Annotated in this window: 18 protein-coding genes and 2 pseudogenes; 13 read left to right on the top strand and 7 right to left on the bottom strand. The window is 56.1% G+C overall.

Annotation, left to right across the window (positions count from 1 at the left end; all coding sequences use genetic code 11):
• Positions 1-11: 11 nt before the first annotated feature.
• Positions 12-914, bottom strand: coding sequence for a reverse transcriptase domain-containing protein (locus tag UH5x_RS26525; RefSeq protein ID WP_482634222.1), 903 nt, complete (start codon positions 912-914; stop codon positions 12-14).
• Positions 915-1,459: 545 nt separating this feature from the next.
• Between UH5x_RS26525 and UH5x_RS26520 the strand changes: the two genes are divergently transcribed.
• The 5 genes from UH5x_RS26520 (at position 1,460) to UH5x_RS26500 (ending at position 4,309) form a co-directional block, all read left to right on the top strand.
• Positions 1,460-1,798 carry a hypothetical protein gene (locus tag UH5x_RS26520; protein ID WP_482634221.1) on the top strand — a complete coding sequence of 113 codons (339 nt, stop codon included), beginning with the start codon at positions 1,460-1,462 and terminating at the stop codon, positions 1,796-1,798.
• Positions 1,799-2,088: 290 nt separating this feature from the next.
• Positions 2,089-2,520 (top strand): hypothetical protein, encoded by a 432-nt coding sequence (locus UH5x_RS26515; RefSeq protein WP_482634220.1) that lies wholly within the window; start codon positions 2,089-2,091, stop codon positions 2,518-2,520.
• Between the two features lie 151 nt (positions 2,521-2,671).
• Positions 2,672-3,253, top strand: a complete 582-nt coding sequence (locus UH5x_RS26510) for a hypothetical protein (protein WP_037245906.1) — start codon at positions 2,672-2,674, stop codon at positions 3,251-3,253.
• Positions 3,254-3,460: 207 nt separating this feature from the next.
• Entirely contained in the window at positions 3,461-3,766 is a 306-nt protein-coding gene (locus UH5x_RS26505) for a DUF6985 domain-containing protein (RefSeq protein ID WP_482636084.1), read from the top strand.
• A 213-nt stretch (positions 3,767-3,979) separates the two neighbouring features.
• On the top strand, positions 3,980-4,309 hold the full coding sequence (locus tag UH5x_RS26500; RefSeq protein ID WP_482634219.1) for a hypothetical protein: 330 nt from the start codon (positions 3,980-3,982) through the stop codon (positions 4,307-4,309).
• Positions 4,310-5,165: 856 nt separating this feature from the next.
• Here UH5x_RS26500 and UH5x_RS26495 read toward each other — a convergent pair.
• Complete coding sequence (locus UH5x_RS26495; protein WP_482634218.1) at positions 5,166-5,807, bottom strand: hypothetical protein; 642 nt, start codon at positions 5,805-5,807, stop codon at positions 5,166-5,168.
• Between the two features lie 687 nt (positions 5,808-6,494).
• Between UH5x_RS26495 and UH5x_RS26490 the strand changes: the two are divergent.
• The 4 genes and pseudogenes from UH5x_RS26490 to UH5x_RS26475 all read left to right on the top strand — a co-directional run.
• Positions 6,495-6,623, top strand: a pseudogene (locus UH5x_RS26490) (four helix bundle protein); the annotation flags it as partial.
• Positions 6,624-6,648: 25 nt separating this feature from the next.
• A pseudogene (locus tag UH5x_RS26485) lies at positions 6,649-6,786 on the top strand (hypothetical protein); the annotation flags it as partial.
• A 15-nt stretch (positions 6,787-6,801) separates the two neighbouring features.
• Positions 6,802-6,996, top strand: a complete 195-nt coding sequence (locus UH5x_RS26480) for a hypothetical protein (RefSeq protein WP_482636135.1) — start codon at positions 6,802-6,804, stop codon at positions 6,994-6,996.
• Positions 6,997-7,037: 41 nt separating this feature from the next.
• Positions 7,038-7,619, top strand: coding sequence for a hypothetical protein (locus UH5x_RS26475; RefSeq protein ID WP_482634217.1), 582 nt, complete (start codon positions 7,038-7,040; stop codon positions 7,617-7,619).
• A gap of 204 nt (positions 7,620-7,823) precedes the next feature.
• Here the strand turns inward: UH5x_RS26475 and UH5x_RS26470 are convergent, their stop codons facing one another.
• Positions 7,824-10,928 (bottom strand): autotransporter family protein, encoded by a 3,105-nt coding sequence (locus tag UH5x_RS26470; protein ID WP_482634216.1) that lies wholly within the window; start codon positions 10,926-10,928, stop codon positions 7,824-7,826.
• Positions 10,929-11,274: 346 nt separating this feature from the next.
• On the opposite strand from UH5x_RS26470, the gene UH5x_RS26465 reads away from it, so the two are divergent.
• A complete protein-coding gene (locus tag UH5x_RS26465) occupies positions 11,275-11,802 on the top strand; it encodes a transposase (protein WP_482634215.1) in 528 nt (175 codons plus the stop codon).
• Between the two features lie 115 nt (positions 11,803-11,917).
• On the opposite strand, the gene UH5x_RS26460 is transcribed toward UH5x_RS26465, so the two are convergent.
• The 4 genes from UH5x_RS26460 to UH5x_RS26445 all read right to left on the bottom strand — a co-directional run bounded on the left by UH5x_RS26460 (position 11,918) and on the right by UH5x_RS26445 (position 21,070).
• On the bottom strand, positions 11,918-14,203 hold the full coding sequence (locus UH5x_RS26460; RefSeq protein WP_482634214.1) for a DUF6250 domain-containing protein: 2,286 nt from the start codon (positions 14,201-14,203) through the stop codon (positions 11,918-11,920).
• A 74-nt stretch (positions 14,204-14,277) separates the two neighbouring features.
• Entirely contained in the window at positions 14,278-16,041 is a 1,764-nt protein-coding gene (locus tag UH5x_RS26455; protein WP_482634213.1) for a hypothetical protein, read from the bottom strand.
• Positions 16,042-16,152: 111 nt separating this feature from the next.
• Positions 16,153-18,021: a sulfatase gene (locus tag UH5x_RS26450; protein WP_482634212.1), complete on the bottom strand. Its 1,869-nt coding sequence runs from the start codon at positions 18,019-18,021 to the stop codon at positions 16,153-16,155.
• 82 nt (positions 18,022-18,103) lie between these two features.
• A complete protein-coding gene (locus UH5x_RS26445) occupies positions 18,104-21,070 on the bottom strand; it encodes a PDZ domain-containing protein (protein WP_482634211.1) in 2,967 nt (988 codons plus the stop codon).
• Between the two features lie 415 nt (positions 21,071-21,485).
• Between UH5x_RS26445 and UH5x_RS26440 the strand changes: the two genes are divergently transcribed.
• The 3 genes from UH5x_RS26440 (at position 21,486) to UH5x_RS26430 (ending at position 23,808) form a co-directional block, all read left to right on the top strand.
• Complete coding sequence (locus UH5x_RS26440; protein ID WP_482634210.1) at positions 21,486-21,959, top strand: RDD family protein; 474 nt, start codon at positions 21,486-21,488, stop codon at positions 21,957-21,959.
• A complete protein-coding gene (locus UH5x_RS26435) occupies positions 21,956-22,453 on the top strand; it encodes a GNAT family N-acetyltransferase (protein WP_482634209.1) in 498 nt (165 codons plus the stop codon). The genes UH5x_RS26440 and UH5x_RS26435 overlap by 4 nt, the downstream gene beginning before the upstream one ends.
• Before the next feature lie 119 nt (positions 22,454-22,572).
• Positions 22,573-23,808: a hypothetical protein gene (locus UH5x_RS26430; protein WP_482634208.1), complete on the top strand. Its 1,236-nt coding sequence runs from the start codon at positions 22,573-22,575 to the stop codon at positions 23,806-23,808.
• The last annotated feature ends 444 nt before the right edge of the window (positions 23,809-24,252 follow it).

Genomic DNA, 24,252 nt, shown 5'->3' with positions numbered 1-24,252 from the left:
GCGGGACCGCACTAGGCGGTTCGTCTCAAGGATGCAAACGAGTGCCAACGCTCTTCTAGATTCAACAAGCCCTCGGCGGTCAGGTATTCGATCGACAAAGCCCGCTGGACACCCGACGTCATGGAAAGACGCCAAGCACCCTTGCCGCTCATCGCAAAACCGCGAGCGACACGGTGGGACACGCCCAAGGAAATCAGTTTCTTCAGTCGAGTCTTCGACTTCTTCCACTGCTTCCAGTAACAAGCTCGGACTCGTCGCCGCAGCCACTTGTCCAAGTTGACGAACGTTGTCTTGACTTGGTCCAATGCGAAGTACCCCATCCAACCCAACGCATAAGAGCGAAACTCACGCAGACGCGATTTCATCGACACGCCTCGGCTCTTTCGAAAGATTTCCGAGGCACGCCGTTTGAACGCATCGAGCCTCTTTGGGCTCACCCGAATCTGTCCGCCGAAGCCACGGAATTCGTAGCCCACGTACTCCAGCCCATCCGTTCGACGGATTGAACTCTTGTCGTGATTGACGGTCAACTTCAGGCGGTCTCGCAAGAAGCGTTCGACGCTCGCGTACACACGTTGTGCGGCAACTTCTGTCTTCGTGAAGATCACGAAATCATCGGCATACCTCACAAATGGCAGCCCCCGTTTCTCCAGTTCCTTGTCCAAATCATCCAAGTAGATGTTGGAGAGCAACGGTGAAAGCGGACCACCTTGCATCGCCCCCTCTTCGCTGGGGTGGCATAAACCATCGACCATCACTCCGGCTCGCAGGTAGCGTCCGATCAACTTCAGCAATCGCTTGTCGTGAACCTTGCGGCTCACGCGTGACATCAGCACGTCGTGCTGGACTCGATCGAAGAATTTCGAAAGATCCATGTCAACGCACCAACGCGGCCAAGAAAAGGGGACGGCCAAGAAAAGGGGACGGCCAAGAAAAGGGGACGGGCCAAGAAAAGGGGACGGGGGTCAAAAACAACGCATCACGCCAATTGACCCCCGTCCCCTTTTCCGAGTCGTCCCCTTTTCCGAGTCGTCCCCTTTTCCGAGTCGTCCCCTTTTCCGAGTCGTCCCCTTTTCCGAGTCGTCCCCTTTTCCGAGTCGTCCCCTTTTCCGAGTCGTCCCCTTTTCCGAGTCGTCCCCTTTTCCGAGTCGTCCCCTTTTCCGAGTCGTCCCCTTTTCCGAGTCGTCCCCTTTTCCGAGTCGTCCCCTTTTCCGAGTCGTCCCCTTTTCCGAGTCGTCCCCTTTTCCGAGTTCGTCCCCTTTTCCGAGTTAGACTGACTCCTCGAAAGAAACCGGAACGAAGCACAGGGGGACTTGCACCCCACAAGATCACGCCCATGTCGGGCGTACTGCACTGGAGCCGGCGGCCGGGCCGGATTCAATTGGAACGTCTTCACCGCCGGCCCAGTGATGCGTAGCGTTCCCCGACTGACAATCTCCAATCTGCAACTTGATGTCGAATGTTTGCCAAAGATTTCAGCATCTCCGATCTTGAGCGACTCGGACCGATCATCGAACAACTGCTGGAATCTGGAAAACTGACCGCTGACGAAACGTGGGCGGTCGATATCTCGTGCCGCGCCGCAACAGACTTGGCATCAATCCGCCATCCCGAAGTGGCGCAAAAGCTCTACGCTCGTCCAGACATCCAAGAGCAAGCCGAAAAAACCACGGAATCGTGGTTGGTGGAGAACCCAGATGCCGAGCCCGGAACTGTCGCCATGATTTGTGGGCGTATGAATGTCGCCTCAATCGGAACCGATGGCAAACTACAATTGACGCCTGTTTTCGATCTGTAGGTGACGTGTTGGACATGCCCGGCACATCATGTCACAATCGCGGGGAACCATCCCGTGCACCGAAGGACGGCTTGCGCGGTTTCACAAATCGAAAATCAATCGTCCGTCCTCGATGACGGGTAACGTTATCCGACTGAATACACCTGCGAAATATGGACCCCGTCAAACGCCGATTCGGAATCGCTGACCTGGTCTTCCTGGTCGCTGCGTTCGCAGTGGCGTTCGCGGTTTGTCTATTCGCGAATCGGCACTGGGATGGACGCAACGCAAATTGGTCGGACGGCAACACGATGACATTCGCCTGGTCATCTGCCGGTAACTTTCTCTATATCTTTACTGTATACCTAACGGCAATGATCCTGCGCCGCAGGCCCGCCAGGCGTGAGTTCGTCGCCTCCCGCGGAAACGCTTGCGTACTTTCGATATTCTTGGTCTCCCTAATTCAGATTCCTACAAACTGGGATGCACTCTTCAATTCTGCGGTTCCAGTCAGCTTTCTTGTCGTCATGGCACCCTTCTCGCTTTCCGGCAACCCTCTTGCTGGTGCTGGTGCGGCGATCAGTGCATGGCTGGCTCTCAATCTCGCATCTGTACCTGCCTCGGAAACGGACTGGCTAGACCGTGCTGGTAAATGCACTGCCTTCACTTGGCTAATTTTCGCTTTTGCGCAACCGGCACTTGATTTGAATGTTCTTGAATTTCTGGGTGTATCTTTTAGCTGAAGTTATATGACACTTCGATCCAGCAATTGACGGATAACGATTGCGATGCACCGCAGTTTAGTGCTCTCCGCTACGGCGGTTGGATTCGCCATTTTACCGCCTCCGCTCCGATCACTAAACGCGGTGATCTCTACGTTCCCCGACTTACTTCATGATTTTCTACACACTTGAGACCGAATACAACCGAAGTGGAGATCTCGACTGGAGTTGTGGCTCATACGAGGGCGAACCAGATGATCTCGACGTCGTTCTAACGACTCTCAGACTGTCGGCGATCTGGAACCCACCAGAAATCCAAATCTTTCAGGAAAAGCATCGGCCGAATGTATACTCTATCGATCATGAATTCGGACTTGATCAATTTGCACGCGATCGCCTGAAGCCATTTCTCGATTGTGATGCGGAACTTCTTCCGTTGTCGTGTAGTGATGGAACTGACCTGTGCCTCTTGCACCCACTCTACTGCACGACTCTCGACGACAACGCAGAATATCGTCGTGGTATTGATAGCGGCAACCTAATCGAGATATCTCGTTACTCCTTCCCGTGGCCACGCTCATTCTACGGTGACCCGTGCCATCTGTTCCGAATCCGCAATTTTCCTGACTCACCATCTGGAACTATTGGGTGTGCTTTCGATTCGATGATTGTTTCAGGCGACCTTCGTCGTGCGATAATTGACGCCAGCATTTCTGGTGTTACGTTTACACGAGTTCATGAGATCGGCGGATAACCATGGCGTTGAACCGGAGCAAGTGTGCTCTCCGCTACGGCGGGTTGCCTTCGGCATTATACCCGCCTCCGCTACGACCACACTTCCCCGGTTATCCCTGGCGTTCGCCCACTAAGATTTCCCGCTTTCCATGACGCGTGACCCACTCGACCTTTCAACCTTTCGACCTTTAGCTATTCGGAACACTACTGGGAAGGCGTTTGCGACATTCCATGGCTCGATCGTGAAACTGAGTGTGTCGTCGAAGGAACATCCGAACTGATTGGCGACGCCGAACGCACGGCACTTGGATTTGCTTGCGGGCTCCCGACTGACACTCGTCTTAGGCTGCAATCGTTCATCTACAACGCATACCAAACCGAAATCTATGGCTCCATGGCCGGTGGAGACAGCGTGACGCCGCCGATTGCGACCGCGTCCGAGATCTGGACGCTGCTCTCAGAACCCGGAATCGCTGTATCGGAACAACCGCGGCCGGATCACTATTTTTGTGTGTCGTTCGAGTGCGTTTAGGATCCAGAGCATGGACTCTCTATACTATTTGACGAAAACGGAGTTCCGATCGAACTCGGTGGCCAAGGTGACCACTTCTGAATCAGTAGCAGGGCGAACCATGACATGCACAGGCGGACGGCTTGCGCGTTTTTTTGAAGTGGAGAGTCTTTCGTCCGTCCCCCGTGATGTCCACCGTTCGCCGACTGTGCACTTTCGCCCTGAGCTTTTTTCATGCTGAACGAAACGCCCAATCCGTCCGACGCATCCGAACCACAGCGGAATGCATTATATGAACGCCATCGGAGTACATGGCGCGAACGCATATTTGCAACAATTGGCCTCTTGCTTGCATCTGCATTGCTGCTTCGATTCGCTGGTTCCCGGTGGGGTAAATGGCCGTGGTACTTCTCCCCACGCGAAGCAGGTTTCGATCTCATCGAGCTATTCGTTTTCTTTCTTTTCCCGATTGGCATAACCGCCGCGATTTCCATCTTCGCGGGTCCTTCCCGCCGGTGGATTCTCGGATTGCTCGCCCTGACCTTTGTGCTCAGCCTCGTGTAGCGGTCGCATCGCTCGACATGACTCCGCTTTAATCAACTACCGCTGCTCGGCCGCACATGGCATGAACGCAACCCACAACGCCGCACCGTGCCACGCAAAGGAGGGCGGCTTGCGAGATTTTTTGAAGTGGAAAATCATTCGTCCGTCCGCCGTTCTTGCTGTTCGTCGTTGCGCGGTCGATTGCCAAGCTTCGTGACTGTTAGGCGGTCGCTCGCTAGACTCCGTGGTGGTTGCTTGATCGCTTGACGCCGCCAATGAGCGCTGGACGAACCTTCACGGCAAAGTGATTAGTGTGCGATTAGCGAAGATTAGTGTTCTCACTTTCTGGAACACTAATCGCCACCAATCACACGTTAATCGGCAGCCTTGCCCGTGGTGGTATGCCGACCTGCAACGCGAATCGCATCAGAAGTTCTGGGCGGAGTCCTATGGAGAGGACTTTCACGATTGGTACCTGCAAACTCAGGTAGAAAGTGCAAAGGAACGCGAGCAAGATCGCCCACCGGCGATTCAACTGCCCTTGCCCGGCCTTGCCGCTTCCCGGCCATACCAAGAATCGTATCTGGTAGACTCTTTCTAGCGAATCAGACGCCCTGATTCGCTTCCCCGCCCAATCCAGTGCGGCGACAAAGTTCAACGCACGATCTATTCGCAAGTCAGGCGATCAGCTCAACCATCAACGTTGAGTTTTTTCAACGCCTGACCAGCGGATAGATCGCAATTCGTTATTGGAGAACATGAATGACAGACGATGACTCAAATGGAAACCAGAATCCGCCACCAGACCCAACAACGAGAATCAAACGCTCGTACAACTCGCCAAACAAACCGAAACCATCCACCGTGCCAAAAAAGGTCATCCGACCCACAAAACCGAAACCAAGCGAAGGCAACACAGAGCAATCATAGCGGCAACGAGCATCCGAACCGCATAAACTAGTGCTTCTGTTTTCCATGCCACAATACGTTCCATACCCTTCGTGGCGCAATGCAAACTTGCTGAACGCCACGCGAGGAATTGGTTCGTCGACTCGTGACGCTCGATGGCGTTTTCGATGCCGAACGCTGACGGAACATCACAAGGGACGCGGCAGCGCAGTGCGAGGTGCATACTCCAAAGCAATATGGCAACGACCGGCAGCACTGCAACAAACGAGAGGCCCGCTCGATCCGGGAACGCGATCACGGCGGCGGACGCAGCAGACGCTAAACCGAAACACCACTCTGCCTTCTTGTCAACCAAATCAAATGCGCCGCGAATTTCTTCGTATTTCGCTTCGGCAAAATTTAGAACTGGTTCGTAATTCTCGGACGTCGGCTGGAACTGCATATACCACGCGACCGCGTCGCGATACTCTTGCTCTTGCTCGTAATCAACTCGCTGCCAAAACGAAACTTTTAGCAAACTCGACAACCAACGCATTGTTTTCTCGCACAACGATCCAATAACCAAACGATGCAACGGAGTCGATTGCTTAATCGGCTTTTGAGCCGTCATCGAATTGGAATACCTATCGTTTTACCACACCAATTGGCCAATTCCATCGACCCGCTGATCGTCAGCGTTCTGTCGCTGACTCAAAGAGACGCATGTGACCGGCCAAGAAAAGGGGACGGGGGTCAAAAACAACGCATCACGCCAATTGACCCCCGTCCCCTTTTCCGAGTCGTCCCCTTTTCCGAGTCGCAAGGCATCCGCCGGGCTTCCGGTACGGCTTCTCGATCAGCAGCCCACTGTGATCCAAGGGATCGCTCCGCGACGGGCCTGGAGTCGTCGGCCTCGTATCAAGTTTCTGTACGTCACCTGGCGGGGCCTGGCGAGAAGATGTCCAGCGACGATTCTTTGCTGGCTTACCGATCATCTTCGCAGGTTTCCTCCCCACGGTTTGTCACCTCCCCGCAGTTGCTCCGGGTTGCTTGGTGAATGGCCTCGGACTGCCTTTCTTCAGAGCTACATTTGGTAGACTGACTCATCGAAAGAAACCGGAACGAAGTACAGGGGGACTTGCACCCCACAAGATCACGCCCATGTCGGGCGTACTGCAACGAAGTGGCGGTGGTGCGTTTCCTGGTGAGATCAATGTCGTCTCCCGCCACCCGCTGATCCCGACCGTTCTGGCACTGAAATCGTACTCGTACTCAGGGCGCAGCCCGGTACTCGTACTCCTACTCGAAACGAATCCTGATGACCGAGCCCATCTTCGACCACGACCGACTCGACGTTTACCGTCTATCGATCGACTACGTCGCATCGTCGTTTGAGATTGCACGGTCGTTGGAAGGCCCGCATCGTCACGCTCGCGACCAGTGGTTACGTGCGGCTCAATCGATCCCGCTGAATATCGCCGAAGGCAACGGAAAACTGCAGCCTCAAAGACCGCAATCGTTTTCTCGATATCGCGAGCGGTTCAACGCTCGAGTGCGCTGCAATCCAGGATGTCCTCACCGCGACCAAAGGCCTCAACTCGGATCGGAATTCGAAACTCAAGGCGATGCTCAAGCGAATCGTATCGATGTTGACCCGACTGATCGCACGTGCCGAAACTGTCGGTGAGCCCGGAGTCGAGTACGAGTACCGCTGCGCTGAGTACGAGTACGATGGCGCGGACGAGCAAGAACCATGGGATGCAACGAAGCGGCGGCAACGTCCTTCCATGACATCCAAGTCTTCTCTCGCCGCTCGCTGATCCCAAACGTTGTGTCCCTAATCGAACCGCAGCGTGCTCCAATGTCCAAGCTGATTGCGTTTTACGCACTGGTAGTCGGTCTCGTCGTTTTTAGCCAAGGTTGCACGGATACGCCGCCCGGTTCTGTCGAAGCTGAATCCAATGATGACCGCAGTATTTGTCGCGACATTCAAATTGTGTTTCCGAAGGCTGAATACAGTTACACACTCGAAGAGGCGACCAAGGGAATTTCCATTGCATATCAAATTGTCGTTCATCGTGACGTGTCAGGCATAATCCCGCTTCCGCTAGATTCGGGACATGCGATGTTACCCGGGCTCAGTGGACCCATTCCGTTCGAGGAACTCTCTGGCAATGGACAAAGTTACCGTTTAATAAATCTCGGTCTTGGAGACCTCCCCTCTACGACGCCAACCACAATTACAAGAGGCTCGTATTCGAGCACCTTTGCATGGGACGGTTGCAATTGGTCGGGCGGAGATGACTATGGCCATCCCAAAGGGGCTCCTTTTCCCGCCGGAGAATACACCCTTCGGGTCAGCTGTATCGGGCAGGAAGTACTTGAAGAGTCAAAGCTCGACTTTACGATAGAATCAAGCGTCCGCGTTCGACTCAAAGAATGAACGAACGATTGCTCGCAGGCCAGACCACAATCAAATGGAACCCGTGTACGGGACATAACCAATAAGGATTTGACTTCGCGTGGATGCGACGGTCATGCGGCCAAGGGGCCGAAAACGGGTTCGCTTTCCTGGACAACCCAACAAAGAGGCCCGCCCCTCTGATGTCCCTGCGTGGGTAACCGCACTGCAACTGTCGAGCGATAACTACCAAACGTAACTCAGCGTGCCCGAGCCGACGTGGTGGACTTGGTGCTCGTTGAACTGGAGGTTGTAGTCGGCACGGAGGGACCAGCGGTCCGTCAGTTGGCTGCTCAACCCGCCACCGGCGATGCCCCAATCACGTCCGAGATCCAAACCTTCCGATGAAAAGCCGCTGCCACCGACACCGGCAAATTGCGAATTGACCAACGTACTGCTGTCCAGAAACTCGTGCATGTAAATCGCTCGCAATTGCGGGGTGATCCGCAGACCGCGAGACGCCCAGGCGGCGAATTCCAACTCGCCGCCCAACAGACTTCGCAGTGAATGCGTGTCGTTGCCGTCGACGGTCAAGTTCATCACTCCGGCACCCGTTTCGGTGAACCCGTTCTGACGAGCGTAGACGTATTGCAGGCCCGCAAACGGACGCAGCAACACCGCATCGGACAACTGCAAGTTCAGGCCCCGTTCACCATACGCGAACGTTTGCCAGCCTTTGGTCTCGCCGTCAGCGGTTGCGGATAGGGCACCGATTTGCATGTTCCGCTCGCTGGTGATCCCGTCGAACTGGAACCCACCGATTGCGATTCCGTAGTGGTTGCCACTGGCGTGGGTCAACAACGTGCCAAAGTTGCCGCCGTTGCTCGTCCGACTTTGGTTGGTGTTGTCGGTCGTGACTTGCGACCCAACGTAACCGCCAAAGAAACCGATTCGTGTGCAATCATCGACAAACTTTTCGATCCCGAACGTGACCCCGCCCAGTCCATACTGAATCCCGTCCGCGTTGCCGTCGCCTTGTGCCGATCCGCCCAGACCATAACCCGTCGTCCATCCCAACCAAGACGGGCTGCGACGTCCACATCCGAGACTGTCACATGCGCCATCATAGGACGGGCCCGCCAATCCGCCGCCGCTTTCTTGATAGCTCACCAATGCGATCGCCGAGTCCGCCACCGGGCTGCTGCTTGGCCCCGAGATGCCAGTACGCTGCGCCGATGCAAATCCGCCGGAGCCGCCACTGAAACTGGACGCTCCGAACCCTGGGCTCATGCTGCCTCGCAGTTGCCTGCTCAGCACGCCCATCAATTGGCTGGTGCCTTGGATACCGACCTGTTGGCTGCTGCCATTGACCGAGGCGCCCAACTGCGACAAACCGTTTTGCACTTGCGCGTTCGTCATCGGACGAAATTCATCCAGCAAGTCACGGAAGTCGCCGGTGGCGCCCGCACTGTTGCGGTCGATCGCCGCAGCGACGGATCGTTGATTGCCGGTGCCGGCGACACTGGCGTAGTCGCTGCTGTTTTCAGTCAGCATGAAAAAAGCATTGTTAGCCGTGTATCCCAGCGCCGCATCAAAGAACGCCAGATTGTCGGTGATCGATCCAAAGGTTCCTGTTACCCCACCGGTCGTGGTCAAGAACGTGTACTGGGTGTTGTGGGTGTAGGTGCCCGCCGTCCCATCGACTTGCACCGTGGTGCCGACATTGCTGATGGTGGCCGTTCCCGTCACGGCAACCAAATCATTGTCAGTGCCCGCGACGGGAGCCGGCGACGGTTGGATCTCGACCACCATCGTCGAGTTGTCTGCGGCCGTGTAGTTCCCCGTGACATTGAGTGTGCCGATGGAATTGCCGGCTGCCAATCGTCCGTTGTTGATCACGTCTCCGGTGATCGTTCCGCTACCGCCTAGTTCCGCACCCGCAGCCACGGTGGTCGCGCTGGTGGTCGAGCCATTGATGGCAAGTCGTCCGGCGGAAACCGTGGTCGTTCCCAAGTACGTGTTGACTCCGCTGAACGTCAACGCCTCGCTGCCACTTTTTGTCAGTGAGCCGGTTCCTGAGACCACTCCGGAATAAGTGCCGTCGGCCGCTTGATTGAACTGCACTGCCGCGTCGTTGTCGATGTTGCCTTGGAGGGAAGTTGTATTGCCGATCAACTCGCCTGCCGAAACAGTCGTCCCGCCCGTGTAGGAGTTCGCACCACTGAGGGTCAACGTCCCGTCACCATTTTTGACGATGCCTCCGCCGGCATTTCCGCCGATCGTGTCGGCGATGGTCATGGCCTGCCCATTGGCCACATTGATGGTGGCTTGGACATCGTTGAGAAACATTCCCGTACCGATTCCCTGACCGGCTTGCGCAGAATACGGCCCCGCCCCGCCGCCAAGAGCGCTACCACCTGAGAATCCGGCGTTTCCTGTCCCACTGGTCTTCTCAATTTGAAGTGTTCCACCCTCGCGAACGAACACGGCACCGCCAAGGCCCGCTCCTCCACCACCACCGTAGTATCCATCGCCGCCGCCAAAGCCACCGCCGCCGTTGACGGTGTAGCCGCCTCCGCCACCTCCGCCGAAGCCGCCGTCGCCACCAACACCGCCGCTAGTTGCGCCAATGCCACCGCCACCGCCACCGAAGCTGCCGGCTGAACCATTGCTTCCTTGGTCACCCCCATTACCGCCACCCCCATTGCCACCTAGGGCACCTGTGAGGCCCGTAGCAGCTGAACCATTCCCAATGTATCCGCCACCTCCACCACCGCCATCATGACTAATCAACGCGGCACCATTTCCACCGGTCGCGTTGTTACCCTGGAAGCTCACGTCTCGCAAAGTAACGTTTGCATTTTCATCAACAAACACGGCTCCACCCGCTCCCAGCCCGCCACCACCACCGTAGTATCCATCGCCGCCATTCCCGCCTTGGCCTTTGCCATTTTCGACGGTCAGGTTTTCGATGACGACGGTGCCACTTTCGACAAAGAACGGACGGTACTGACTGGCCCCGCTGAGCGTCTGACCATTGCCGTCGATGGTCAGGTTCTTGTCTAGGTTGTTAAGGTTGCCGGTCAGCGTGATGCCTGCAGTCAGACGAATCGTGTCACCCGCGACTGAGTTGGTGATCGCGGTGTTGAACTCAGCTTCGTCCGCCACATCGATCGTCCCAGCCCACGATGGCCCGACCATGGCAACACCGGCCATTAGCATCGCAGCGAGACCACGGCACGAACCTTGCCACGTCTCACCCAGCATACGACGCAGCCGAGCACGCCGTGGCGCGAGACCTGGGCTATCGAGTTGCGGACGACGAGACAAACGTGACGAGAACTTCGGCATGCTGATATTCATGTTGGGGAGTGTTGTGTTTCTGACCGGGAATCGCCGGTAGCGACTTTGGGATCAGTCCGAGGCCGAAAAACCTCGACAACCTCCGCGGCATAATCCCACTCAACCGGCATCGGCTACGCCATCAAATCAACTTAACCAGACTGATTCGAAAGACTAAGAATCACGTCTTGTGCAGCCGGACTTTGCAACGTAATCGACAGAGCTTGCCAAGACTGCCTACCTGACGGGGGAACACGCCTTGGGGCCTGCAACAAGAGCAAACAATGGGGGCAGGCCTCTTCGTTGAGCTCACCCGAACGGATACGCCGTAACGTTTCGCACTTGAAGACGATCGATGGTGCCACGGCCACCTCGTGCCGACGAAGCGGGCGGACTGCACCACGTCTTGAATCGCGGTCATCTACGAGCGGAGATCTTTCACAAGGACGCTGCTCACTACCACACCCGTGGCATGAGCCATGTCCATCAGCAACGCGACAAGAGCTTTCCGATCCAGGATGACGAACACTTCTTGGTTGTCTGCCGGTACGTCGAACGCAATGCCTTGCGAGCGGGTCTGGCCAAGCGTGCTGAGGACTGGCGTTGGGGATCGCTTTGGAGGTGGCTTCAAAAGCTCGAACCCAACCCACGCCTGCTTTCGCCGTGGCCGTTGGGTCGGCTTGTGCGTTGGGTCGAGCGGGGCAGCGAACCGCTCACGGACAACGAGTTGGCCGCGTGCCGGCTATCGGCGCAACGCGGCAAGCCGCTCGGTGACGAGGGCTGGGTTGAGTCGCTCGCCCGCCGCCTCAACCTCGAATCCACCATGCGGCCAAGGGGCCGAAAACGGGTTCGCTTTTCTGGACAACCCAACAAAGAGGCCTGAGCCTTTGATGTCCCTGTGTCTGCCGAAGCGGCTTGATCCGGCCTACTTGTTGACACGCAATCGACAGGTGCCCGCGATCGTCCGAACAACCGAGCGGCCAGCGATCCGCTTGGATTCATCGGGTTTCCTTCGAGTGATTGGCAGTGCGTTGGATTGATTTCACTTCGTTGTCACTGCCGAGATCCGTCACCGGACCGAGACTGGTGATGTGGTTGTCGCTGGACAGCTTTGCCAACACGACTGGGTTCTCTGTCTCGTTGGTGAGTGTGATGTCGGCGGCGCGATAGGTTTCAGGTGCGTGTTTTTCAAAATGAGTCTCGTGACCTTCCGGGACCTCCGGAAAGTCGACGCTCAAAAAGTCAAACCGCAACGCGTAGCCAACGATGATCGGACGTGGCGTTTCAGCCTTCGCTGCCTTCTGCCAGAGACGAATCGTGTGACGCCGGCCTTTGATGGCGGCCAATGGATGGTCACCAAGCGAATGGGGTGCTGGAAGGACTTCCAAGTCGATCTGCTGCCCGGAATGCGAATCAGAATGGATGTACAGCAGAGGCCCATAGGCCGCATTCCCGCTGCAATTCTCGATCACCCCGCGACTGGGCAATGAATACCCCTGAATGACACAATCCAGCACTTGGCAATTGGTCACGGTCGCTTTCTTGGCCATATAGAGTTTGATCCCGCCACGAGCTTTCTTGACCACGCAGTTGTCAACAATCATCTCGCCGGCACCCTTGTACGCACGGATGCCATCTTCCATGCAGTTGAGCATGTGGTCTCTCGGAATCGGCAGACCACGGACTTCTTCCGGCCACTGCAACTGATAGTCAAATCGCTTCGCCAAGTCGCGTCGATGAAGTTCCGTGTAGCATTCGTTGCTGGGACGCACCGTGCCTTCGACGATTGTGTTCCGGACCGTTGTTCGATTGCCACCTTGAACAAAGATCGCGTGCCCGAACGCCTCCATCTTGATTTGACATCCGTCGACCACGGTGTTGTCACCGGTGATTTGAATACCGCAATGCTTCTTCAATCGCAGGACGGCTCCTCTACCGATGCCGAACATGTTGCCATACCCATACGGGTAGGAACCACGAATGGTCATCTTCATCCCGATCACCCGGTTGTTGTCACCAGAGATCACCATTTCATTCATCCCGCCAAACTTGCGACCGTGGTTGTAGCTTCCATAGTCCGTGACCTCCGTCGAACCGTCGGGATACGTGTCCTCAATGGTTCCGCCACGCAATGTGATTCCATTCCCGGTCAGTCGAAACAGGTTTCGCCCCGAAACCACATCCATGGGGACAATCAATTTGACGCCCGTCCATTCGACCGTGTTGTTGGAACCTGAAAAATCCAATCCGCGACGGTCGGTGATCCAGTACTCCCCAGGAGCCACCACGATTTGCTGATCATCCCCTTTCGCGACTCGTCGGAGTTCGTCGATTGAGTTCACACGAACGGTGGAGCCGGCAGCTTCCTCGCTCTTCGACCCAACGGGCAACAACTCGTGGACTTGAAAACCCGAGTAAACATGGTGCGTTCCGACCATCCGGAACCCAAAGAATCCTTCTCGATAAGTTGGAAAACGATCGGATTCAAAAGCTGAGCTCCGCGAGACACTTCCCCCATCCTCATCGTGGTCTTCGAACTCGACCAAGTCGCCTTGGCGGAATTGATAGACCAGCTTTCCATCCAAAATGTATTGAACCACATCGTCATAGGCGACCAATTGAACGGTCATCTTGCGGTTGGGCTGAATCAGATAACCAGGGTGATGGTCTTGGTCATTCAGTGCGACATGAGAAACGGCATCACCGTTCCGCGTTCGCGGGTAACGCCGCATCCGAGTCGTCGTGTTTTTGCGGCCTCCGCTGCTGGCATAGTAGCCATGCATCTTGTCGTAGTCGGTGAACTTGCCTGAGTAACGGGCGGGATCGAACAATCCCTGGTCGGGATCGTCCGGATCCGTCGCCATCCAAAACTGATTCAAATCTCGCGGATCCACGCCAGGAATCGCGGGCTCATGGGTGGGGCAAACCACGTCGTAAGTGATCGCGATTCGGGTCGACAATTTGTGCTTGTACCAGACCGTGCAGCCTCGCCCCGGAACCAAACAATCCAACGTCTCATCGTTCGCCCGAACGGATGCCTCGGGAAACCCTTCGCGATCTTCGATCTGGACGACCCAGTCATCGAGGTTCTCAAAGTTGTCCTGCAGCAGCAACTTTCCGACGCGAAAGTTCCCCACACCATGGCCAAGCACAACCGGCGACTGCTCGCTCGCCTGAGCCTTCGCCGATGAAGCAACCGCCTCTGCCAAACCTTGCTCTTCAGCGACGACGTGGTCACAGACCCAAAGGGCGGCAAAGAGGACCAACCAACGCGATGCAGCCATGGGGCGATTCACAAACATGGCTTGCGGAATAAGGCTGGAGGCAGAAATCGACAAACCCGAAATTGGTTGACCGTTCATTCCTTGGATCCTGTTTCAACTTTTGATTCGGTGTGTTCGGTGCGAACCCAGACGTCTCGATGGTACTCATTGTCCGACGCAGTGGGTTGCGAATCCAGCAATGTCGACAACCGCTCCCAATTTCCTTTCGCGATCAATAGGTCGGCCGCAGGACGTTTGACCATGGCGTAGCCCACCAAACGCTTCCACTTGCTGTGATTTCGATCGAGAAAGTAGCCCCGTGCGTCCGCAAAGTAATCTCGCTGGGGATGCCGACTCGGCAAATTCAAATCCAACGACTCGCTTTCAACAAAGTAGTAAGGATCGGGGGTGAAGATCCTTTGACCGGTTTCCGCCTGTTCGATCTCAAACACTGGCAACGCCCCCGACACCGGCTTTGCAAACAACTGGAACGTCGCTCCCTCTCGTGTGACCGTCGTCATCGGGCACTCGGACGCATTGAAGTTTAACAATCCATAGTCGACGTGGTCCACCAACGATTCCGCGCGTTTCATGGTCGCTGCTTTTTCTCCAACGACCAAGTAGCTGCGAAACCAAATGGTTGAACCAGGAGCAATGCGAAGCTTGGGAATGATTTCACAAACGTCGTAGTTGCGAAAACTATTCTCCGGTCGAGTGGCCCAGTCTTTCCACGTGGTTTTGTAAAGCGGTTCGTTCGCACGCCAATCGCGATACAGCGAGTGTGTGAACTGGCAGTACGCTTCGCCGTTCGCTTTGCGTTCCAGTTCGCGTTCCAGATGCTTGTCGCGTCCGTACACCAGCGCCAAACTCGGACTGTCATCCGCATCGGATTGGCACGAGAGGTTCCAACCTGCGGTCTCGCGGACATTCACCGTGCCGTATTCGCTCAGAAAGCCTTCTCGCTCGAGCAACGCTCCTTCCGGCGAAGACACATACCGCAGCGGTAGACTGCTGATGCGCGTGCCTCCCCAAGGTGCATTGAGGTGATCAAAAACAACGTCCTCTCGTTGACTGAAATTGTGCACCACCCAGGTCATCTCGATCACACCATCACCCACATCACGAATTTGAGTGTAGTAGAGCAAGGGCGATCGATGCACACTTCGGATTTGGGGGACCAACCCCCAATTCAACATTCGAATGGCACGAGCGTCTTCGTCGACCTCGTATGCCAGCAGAGGGCAGTACAGTGACTTCAGCTCAGACGAATCGGGGATGTAGGCGCCCGAATTGTGAACAAAGAACGTGTCGCTCAACCCCAATTCTTTCAGCCTGTTCTGGACCGCCTCCACCTCCGTCGATCGTTGCTCCGGCTGACGCCGATTGCTGGCCTGCGTCTGGATGCCGTTGTACTGAGTGCACACAGCAACAAATTGCCAAACCTCGTCGTTCCACGGCGACAACTTGCCACCGGGACTCCTCCAGGATGGCGGCACACTTTCGCCAAACGGTCCTCGCAACGAATAGATCTGACCGCCCTTTCCCATCCGCAGCTGAAATGAATCGGAAGGCGTTTGCTGGTGCTGCATTTCCACTTGAAAGACGGCCGCTTCATCGATCCGGTCGTCCCACACACTGGGACTGGGGGAATACTTTGATTCAAACCGAGTCTCGCCGCTGACCGATTCAGTCACAACGGTGGAGGCTGGAAACACATCCAACTTCGGTTCGACGGATCGGAGGCTTTGCGTTGTCCATTGCCGGTTTCGAAGTTGCGGTGGCTCAGGCAACGTCTCGTCCAACTGAGCTGAGACTGAATCCGCAACGCCGCAGCAAGCAACCACCAGAGCCAACAGCATGCAACGAATCGACACCCATTGAGAACGAAGACAGGACTTCATCGGATTGCTATTTGATGGGCAGGAAGGATGGGAACGGAGAGACTCAGACAGGGAGACATCATCGTCTCGCTAATTCGCAATCGCTCGTTTCGAATACGGTTCCGACGAATCCTTTCCAAATCTCATCGTCGGGTAACTGACCAGATATTGGTTCTCGTCGATCAGGTTGAAAACGAAGTGAGTCACATTTCCGGGCAACTCAACCTGCACACGATCACCTGCAATTTCAGCGGGCAACCGATACCATTCCTCGTATCGTTCACCTCCATTGTCCGTGTAAATCAGATTGGCTTTCACCACCTTCGCCCCGTGCGTTCGAAACTTCACCCACACGATATTCCCATCCCGTCCGTGATCCGACACCTCACAGACTTTGTCTTGATGGGGCAAGCGGCGCGAGCAAGTCGGGTTCAGAAATGGTGGGCTCGCGGCCGTTTCATCCAGACGCCGTTGCAACGCTTCGTTCATGGCCGCTGCTTTCTCCGGCATTTCAGCCGCCAAATTGTTGGACTCCTCTATGTCCACGCGTTGGTTCCGCTTGTCGTAGAGACGATACAACTCCAGCGGATTGCTGCCGTCCTGCAACACATCGGACCAGTTCCGAATCAGCTTGTAGCCGCCCACGCGAAGGGTGGACTGCATCGACGAGTGCGGGAAATGCCAGAACATTAAATCGCGAGGACTGCCGTCGCGATCCACGATCAAAGACGCGTCTTTCGGATCAGAAGCAAGCAACGACGACAGGTCCGCTCCATCAAGACGCTGTTGTGTCGGTTGGGATGTTCCAGTCCACGCCAGGATCGTTGGATAGAAATCCAAACCGTTGACCATCGCATCCGATTCCGTTCCCGCTGCGATCCCAGGCCCGCGAATGATCAACGGCACACGGACGCCGCCTTCCTTGGCGTTGATCTTGCCTTTGTCCAGCGGGTAGTTGTCAGTGATGACCTCGCCCGGATGCCGCTCCATCCCGCCATTGTCCGATGTGAAGATCACATACGTGTTTTCGATCAGTTTGTGCCCTGGCCAACGCGGGTCTTCCGTTGTCTCGAGGTAACGCAACACCTTGCCCACGTAGTGGTCCAGCATTTCGACCATCGCGCCGTAGAACGGATTGCGTTGTCCTTCGAGTTCCCATTTCTCTGGATCCGTCGGAAACGGAACCTTCATCTTCTCGCAATACTTCCGCAACAACCTTTCCGATCGTGTGTGAATCGGTGCGTGCACCAAGTACGTCGCGTGATACAGAAAGAACGGTTCCGCTTTGGCTTCGTCCATGAACGACATCGCGTCCGTCACATTTTGATGGAACGGAAATCCGTCCTCATCCAATTGATAGGGGTCGTCGTCCGCTGCGGTCGCAAATCCAGTCAATCGGTTTGGTCGCATGGACCGAGTCACCCCACGTTCGGACCGAGTGAAATCGAACCCTTGATCCTCGGGTTGCGGAAACGCGAAGTGATTGATCGCGACATGCCACTTGCCCGCGTGTCCCGTCCGATACCCATTTCCTTGCAGCGCTTCGGCGATCGTGACTTCGCTCAGCTTCATTCGACCGCTGTACCAGGGCGAAATCAGGGTCGAGTTCTTGGTGTGCGGCGACGGGGGGGCACCTCCGACGACGTGCGTCTTCTGTGTCTTTGCCGGGTGCTTGCCCGACAAAATGGCCGCTCGCGAGGGTGCGCATGTCGGTGCCGGCGAGTACGCTTGCCGGAACAAGACGCCCTGCTGACTCAGCCGATCGATGTTGGGTGTCTCATAGGGACACGGTTCGTCGATGTCGTAACAACCGACGTCCTGCCATCCCAAATCATCGGCCAGCAGCAACACAACGTTCGGCTTCTCGGGACGCTCTTGCGAGACAGCTGAAGCAGCCCAGCCCACCGCATAGAAGAAGGTGCACGTGGCCAATGCCTGAAATGTCAGGAAGCGAGACATGAGGGTTCACCGCAGATGGGGAGGGAGATGGAGGGGATACCTTGTCGGATCTCAACGGTTGCAGACGACGAACGCCCTGAGCTCACCGCGTTTGAACCTGCAATTCTTGGAAGGCGGTATTTTCACCGCGTTGGGTGACGGGTTGGACCTTCCAAACGATCCAGCGAAAGCGGCCGAGCGTGTGACCGTCCTTGGATCGCAACCCAACCGAGTTGAACCTGCCGTGTTTCCGGCTCGTTGTGTCGACCGACACGAGCGGGGTGAATCGGGACCGATCCTCAACGTTCCATCCGGGATCCGATGCCGAATCGCTCGCATACAAAGTGAGTTTCTGTGCTCCCCTGACACCGTTTCGATCCGTGGACCAACTCACAATCGACACCACACTTTGAACGGTTCCCAGATCCAATCGATACGCACCGGAGTCGACTCCGTTTGCAAACACCGGGCCATAGCCTTCTTCCAATTTGCCATCCGTGAGCGACGGAAGCGGTGCATCACGAACAGGATGATTGGCATTCACCTTCGCATCCGCGGGCGCCTCCTGGTGGGCTTGTTCGATTGCGGCAGGTGATTCAAAGCTTTCAAGAACGACAGAGGGAGCCGAATCGGTCACCACGTCGATCACTCGCTGTTCGCGGACGACCTTCAGTCGCAAGGTCGAACCGCTCGCACCTTGAAATTCCGCCAACAAATCCGAGCCCTTGCCAACTCGTTTGCCATTGAGTCCTTGGATCACGTCCCCCTCTTGCAAACCGGCCTTCGCCGCCAAGCTTGAGGGAGCAACCGCCGACAACGCAACGCCGCCCTCTTCTTTGGCAACGCCGTACGCCGAGAACTCTTCCCCCTTCAAGTCATCCAGCTTCGCCCCCAGCCAGTAGATCGATTGTGGGCGCGTCACACGCCCGCTGTCCGAACGAGGTTTGTTGAGCGAGTTTTTGACGTCCAATGCCGGAATCACAGGCGTCTTCGCGATCTTTTTCAGCGAAGGCTTCTTCACACCAAACTGGTCCATCGGAAAGTTCTTGAACCCAATTTTCAAAGCGGGGGAATCGTCCTCGACGCGAAAATCGCCCTTTGCCGGATCGATGAATTTTGGATCCGCCACGATCGAATTCACATCCCAACCGAAACTCGCATAGCGATTTTTTATCTCAGGAGCGTTGGCAAAGTACAGGTTGCCGTCGACTCGTTTTCCCTTGGCCGTTTTGGTTGGCATCCGTGCTCCTTGCGGTGCCGCCATGAAGATGTTGCCGAAGACTTCGTCGCCGCTGTCGTTGTACCAAACGTGCGGGTGCAATCCATTGTTGAGCGTGATGTTGTTCCACGCCCGGCGCCGGAACCCTTCTCGCAACTTCAGACCACCGGCCAACATCAAATTGTTGGTGATGTCGTAGTTCGATGAGCCATCGTCCAGGTCGATGTCCCAGCCATGATCGCATCGCCAGCGACTGTTTCGAATCACGGTGGTTTCGACCGCATCCAGAAACGGAAAGCTCGGTTCGGCGTCGATGACCTTTTGGCTGGCACCACGATCACTGCTCCAGTAGCGATCGCGTCCCCAGGAGTTGAAGGACCCGTGGTCATGCGTTTCCTGGACCGTGTCAAAGACATCACAGCCTTCGATCAAGTGGCCACCCCAAGCCCCATCGCCGATGTTGATTCCTGCTCGAGCACAATCGTAGATCGAGCAGTCACGGACGGTGATGTGCTGTGCCATTTCAATCTGCACGCCAGCGGGCTGCCGTTCGACTCGGCCGATTCCATGAATCAAGCAATCTTCGACCACACAATCCGCCGGGTAGTTGTTGGTCTTTGGACCTGGCGTTCGGTCCACCTTCGTCAAATCATTTTTGTGACCGTACTGGAACAAAGGATCTCGCACCGCGTCGGGATCTCCCACCAAGCAAACCCCGCTGGCACCTGCATCGTGAATGTGACAACCGGAGATCCGCGCCCGGCGGTTGTAGTGGTTCACAAAGATCGCGTTGCCGCCGACCTGATCGAACTCCGAATTGGCAATCGCGACATCCTCGGTTCCGGTCAGCACCACGGCACCGCCGCGATAGATCGTCCAGTCCGAACGCAGCATCGGTTCCTTGGTATCCATGAACGTTCGAGCGGAATGGCGAAAGACAAAACCGTTCAGCGTGATGTGTCGAACGGGAAGTTGCTCGGTGCCTTGGAACTCGATCAAGTGTCGCAACCGAACGACTTCAATCTTGGCCGCCTTCAAGTCCACCGCTGGGCCAGGGTAAAAATACAACGTGTTCGTTTTCGCGTTGTGGTACCACTCGCCGGGTGCATCCAGTTCTTCGAAGATGTTCTCAACCATCCGTTGGTCCGCGTGCATGCCAGATGGCCGGTTGTTTTGCCAACCGCCTTCGAAGGTCACGTTGCCATCCGAATCTTTGCCAGTGATCCGGTAGTGATACCCGCCCCAACGAGCCCGATGCATGGCGTGAATGAAACCACCACTTGGGTCACTCCACCGTGCCGCACGCTCCTTTGAAAACGCGTCCGCAACGTGGCCTTGATACGCTTGCGTCGTCTTGGATGGATCGTAGTTGGGATAGCGGGCCATGCGTTGCAGTTGGCCGCCCACGAACAGTTGGTCAATCACCAGCCCGGGTGTCGTGTTGGCTTGCACAATGCCATCACGAAACGGTTGCCAGTTCAACTCAAGCCGTGAGCCGCCACTCAAGATTGCCTGACCTTCGTTCACGGCGCGGTAAACCACCGGATGTTCCGCCGATCCCGAATCGCCCGATTCAAACACCAACGTTTGTGGCAGATGGTGCACACCATCGCCGATCCAAACGGTCACGTTTTCTTTCCCCACCGAAGGCCGGGCGATCTCGCGAGCACGCTCGACCGAAGCGACCGGCGCCGACTGAGAGCCATCGTTGGCATCGTCACCTTGCAAGTCGACATACACATCGAGTGCGTTTGCCGACTGCATTCCCAATGACAGCAACGTCAACGTGAGAAACGTTCGCGACAGCCCAAAAGCTGCCCGAGAGATTCGCGACCGAGAAGATTGCATCATGATTTTCAATGAGAAAGGATTCCGCCGAGCAAACACCATGATCCAACCACCTCAAAACTCGACAGGCCAATGCGACGCCCTGGAAATGATTTGCGACACACAAAGACAAGCACGCGGCCACAAACGAACGCTACCGGACCACTGTTCCACCCAAGCATACCAGCCACGTCTCCAAGATTCCTGCCTTTCCACTCTCCCCGATGGAGCCACCCGACAGCTTCCGGCGGACCGCTATACTCTCGGCGAACGCTGCGTTTCCCGTGTTCCTCGATGTTTTCCCTGTTTCCCAATCGAGTGAATCCACACGACGATTTTTCGCAATCGAACGAGGGCCGTCCCCATCGACAATTCGCTAGGCGAGGGTGTTTACTTCGCACCCCATTCGTACCCCGGTTTCATCCGTCGCTTGTTCGCGATGATGGTTGACGGAGCGATTTTGACGCTTGTCGGGATCGCGAATTGGATCCTGCTGGCGCTGCTGTTCTACGTCCTGGAAACCAACCGAAGTCCAGAGACGCTCCACTTGGCAATTTGGGTAACAATCATCTGGATCTACATGACGGTGATCAAACGTTCCTGGCTTCGCACGATCGGGTACCGATTGGCAGGTCTCCGAATCGTTGACACGCGCGGATCACGACCGTCGCTGACCAGGATGACGCTTCGAATGCTGATGTGGATCTTTGGCCCCTTCAATTTCATCCTTGATCTGATTTGGTTGGGAGCCGACTCCGAACAACAATCGTTGCGTGACTGCTACTGCAGCACTTATGTCGTGCTTGCCACAGCACAACCGGAAGGCACCGCGCCCGTCCACCTGACCCGCTACTTCGCCGCTGGAATGGCTCCGTCTTACCCCCGCGTTGTGCGCCCCCGGGAAGTTTCATGAACGGTCTTCTGATTCGCGATTTGACCATCGAGGACTCTGCCGCGGTCGTCGAGTTGAACGAGGCTGTTGTTGCACTCACCAGCCCCATGGATGCGGAACGATTTGCAACGCTGCACGACCTCAGCAGCCTGAAACTCGCGGCGGAAATCGATGGTCGGCTGGCCGGATTCCTGCTCGCGATGCCTGCCGGCGCGGCATACGACAACGGCAACTTCCAATGGTTCTCAGAACGCCACGATCACTTTGTCTACATCGATCGGGTCGTGGTCTCGAATGAGTTCCGAGGCCTTGGCATCGGCCGCGTGCTGTATTCACGAGCGTTCGACGAGGCCAAACGTCTGGGTGCGTTGAATATCTGTGCGGAAATCGATTTCGAACCAGCCAATCAACCATCCCTCCGTTTCCACGAATCGGCTCATTTCGTCGCGATCGGGACTCGCCTGCTGGACAGTGGAAAAACAGTCTCGATGCAAATTCGATCGCTCACTGACTGACATCACTCTGCCGACCGATCTCGGAACAACACGACAGCCTTCGCAGTGGAGAAACCGACATGACCGCCCTTCGAATCCTCCTTGCTTTCCTCTGGACTTGCTCGTCGTGGAATCTCCTTGTGAGCGTCGAACCACTTGCGGCACAAGAGACCACATTGATTCCGCCTGACACCTTGAAATCCCAAATGGATCAGGCCTGGGAAGTCACCTGGGGCAGATTCTTCCAAGAGGAGGTGCAGACATTTGCTGACTATCTCAGCAGCTATGAACCAGGGCAAGAACTCGCACACCTGCCCACCGCCGAGGAGGTCCAACGCCAGTACCCCAACCCATGTGGCTACAGCACGGGGATGGAAGACGGCATGATTTTGGGTGGCGCCATGCTCAGCATCCTTGCGGACAAGTACGCGGTGACGAACGACGACACCCTGCGAGAAACAGCGAAGCAAGTGTTCCGCGGCGTGCACCTCTGCGCCACCGTGCACGGCGTTCCCGGGTTCCTTGCCCGAAACGTCTGCGCCGAAGATCGCAAGAGCGTCTACATCAACTCCTCTCGAGACCAATACACCCACGGCGTGCACGGGCTTTGGAAATACTATCGAAGTCCGCTCTCAGAGGAAGTGACACGATCAGAAATTCGCGAACTCCTCGCCGCGGTCGCGGATCGAATGACCGAGTTCGCCACGCCGGAGAACGATTTCGATTTTTGCCGCGCCGATGGACAACGGTGTCCGCTGGGCATCTGCCGGATGTGGAATGTGCAAGCTCACGAGGCCGCCCGACTGCCCATGATCTACGCCGCCGCCTGGGATGTCACCCAAGACGGAAAATATCGCCAACCATGGCGGCGTTACGTCGCCGAGGCGGTGAAGCAATCCGCCAATCCCGACAAAAACACACCCGCGTATGCGATCTTGCAAATGCAGTGTTCCCTGGAACTGCTGCACCAGTTGGAGCCGGACGCAAAGTTGAAAACACAAATTCAAGAAGTGATGCAACACTTGGCCAGCATCGCTGAAAAGCGTTCAGCAGACGTCGCAGTCCAACTCACGCACAAGACCGCGGAAGAAATGAAAATGCTGGGGCCGGACTGGCGTCACGTCGACCGCTGGATCAACCAGAACGAATATGCCAACCCGCAGTGGGGAAAATACCGAGAGGTGTGGCAGCTCACACGCGAAGCCGGTGAAGCCGCCATCGTGCCACTGATGGTGGACGCTCCGGTCCTCACCGCCGCTCAAAAGCAACGGTTGCAGGACCTGATCCGGAACACCGATTACTCGCACAACTCCAGTTGCGGGATCATGTATCACCAGGGTGCTTACTGGAAATCCCGCTTGACCAACAACCTCTGACTGGAGCGAAATGCTCTTTGTCAACACGATTCGAAAAGCGGCACAGCGAATCCATCCGACTCGTCGCGTCATGAAACGAACGGATCATCGAGAGCGAAGTGTTTGCCGCTCTTCGCAGGCCCGAATGGTTCAGGTAAGTCGACGATCAAAAACAATCCTGCTATTCAACCAGAGTGGTTAGGAGTACAGGTCAATCCCGACGAAATTGAACTGGAACTCCGGACTGCAGGATTCATTGATCTCAGTCGCATCGGCATCGAAATAACTCCCGATGAGTTGAACGTTGGATATCAGTCATCCAATCACTGGGGTATTCGCGAGCTGGACAGCAAAACAACTCTCGAAGTGGGGCCACCAAACCACCTGTTCCTTCGCACTTCCAATCTCACATCCTACCACGCGTCATGGATCGCTGGGTATTTTCGCGACCGCTTGATCCTTGAA

The sequence above is a fragment of the Rhodopirellula sp. UH5 genome (genome assembly GCF_056839225.1).
Note: the sequence above shows the minus strand (reverse complement) of the source record. Positions and strands in the feature narration are given on the sequence as shown.

Excerpts from the sequence above, each read along its gene's own strand:
- UH5x_RS26520 (WP_482634221.1), top strand. The coding sequence starts at position 1,460 with ATGTTTGCCAAAGATTTCAGCATCTCCGATCTTGAGCGACTCGGACCG.
- UH5x_RS26515 (WP_482634220.1), top strand. The coding sequence starts at position 2,089 with ATGACATTCGCCTGGTCATCTGCCGGTAACTTTCTCTATATCTTTACT.
- UH5x_RS26510 (WP_037245906.1), top strand. The coding sequence starts at position 2,672 with ATGATTTTCTACACACTTGAGACCGAATACAACCGAAGTGGAGATCTC.
- UH5x_RS26500 (WP_482634219.1), top strand. The coding sequence starts at position 3,980 with ATGCTGAACGAAACGCCCAATCCGTCCGACGCATCCGAACCACAGCGG.
- UH5x_RS26495 (WP_482634218.1), bottom strand. The coding sequence starts at position 5,807 with ATGACGGCTCAAAAGCCGATTAAGCAATCGACTCCGTTGCATCGTTTG.
- UH5x_RS26480 (WP_482636135.1), top strand. The coding sequence starts at position 6,802 with ATGCTCAAGCGAATCGTATCGATGTTGACCCGACTGATCGCACGTGCC.
- UH5x_RS26475 (WP_482634217.1), top strand. The coding sequence starts at position 7,038 with ATGTCCAAGCTGATTGCGTTTTACGCACTGGTAGTCGGTCTCGTCGTT.
- UH5x_RS26470 (WP_482634216.1), bottom strand. The coding sequence starts at position 10,928 with ATGCCGAAGTTCTCGTCACGTTTGTCTCGTCGTCCGCAACTCGATAGC.
- UH5x_RS26465 (WP_482634215.1), top strand. The coding sequence starts at position 11,275 with ATGGTGCCACGGCCACCTCGTGCCGACGAAGCGGGCGGACTGCACCAC.
- UH5x_RS26460 (WP_482634214.1), bottom strand. The coding sequence starts at position 14,203 with ATGGCTGCATCGCGTTGGTTGGTCCTCTTTGCCGCCCTTTGGGTCTGT.
- UH5x_RS26455 (WP_482634213.1), bottom strand. The coding sequence starts at position 16,041 with ATGCTGTTGGCTCTGGTGGTTGCTTGCTGCGGCGTTGCGGATTCAGTC.
- UH5x_RS26450 (WP_482634212.1), bottom strand. The coding sequence starts at position 18,021 with ATGTCTCGCTTCCTGACATTTCAGGCATTGGCCACGTGCACCTTCTTC.
- UH5x_RS26445 (WP_482634211.1), bottom strand. The coding sequence starts at position 21,070 with ATGATGCAATCTTCTCGGTCGCGAATCTCTCGGGCAGCTTTTGGGCTG.
- UH5x_RS26440 (WP_482634210.1), top strand. The coding sequence starts at position 21,486 with ATGATGGTTGACGGAGCGATTTTGACGCTTGTCGGGATCGCGAATTGG.
- UH5x_RS26435 (WP_482634209.1), top strand. The coding sequence starts at position 21,956 with ATGAACGGTCTTCTGATTCGCGATTTGACCATCGAGGACTCTGCCGCG.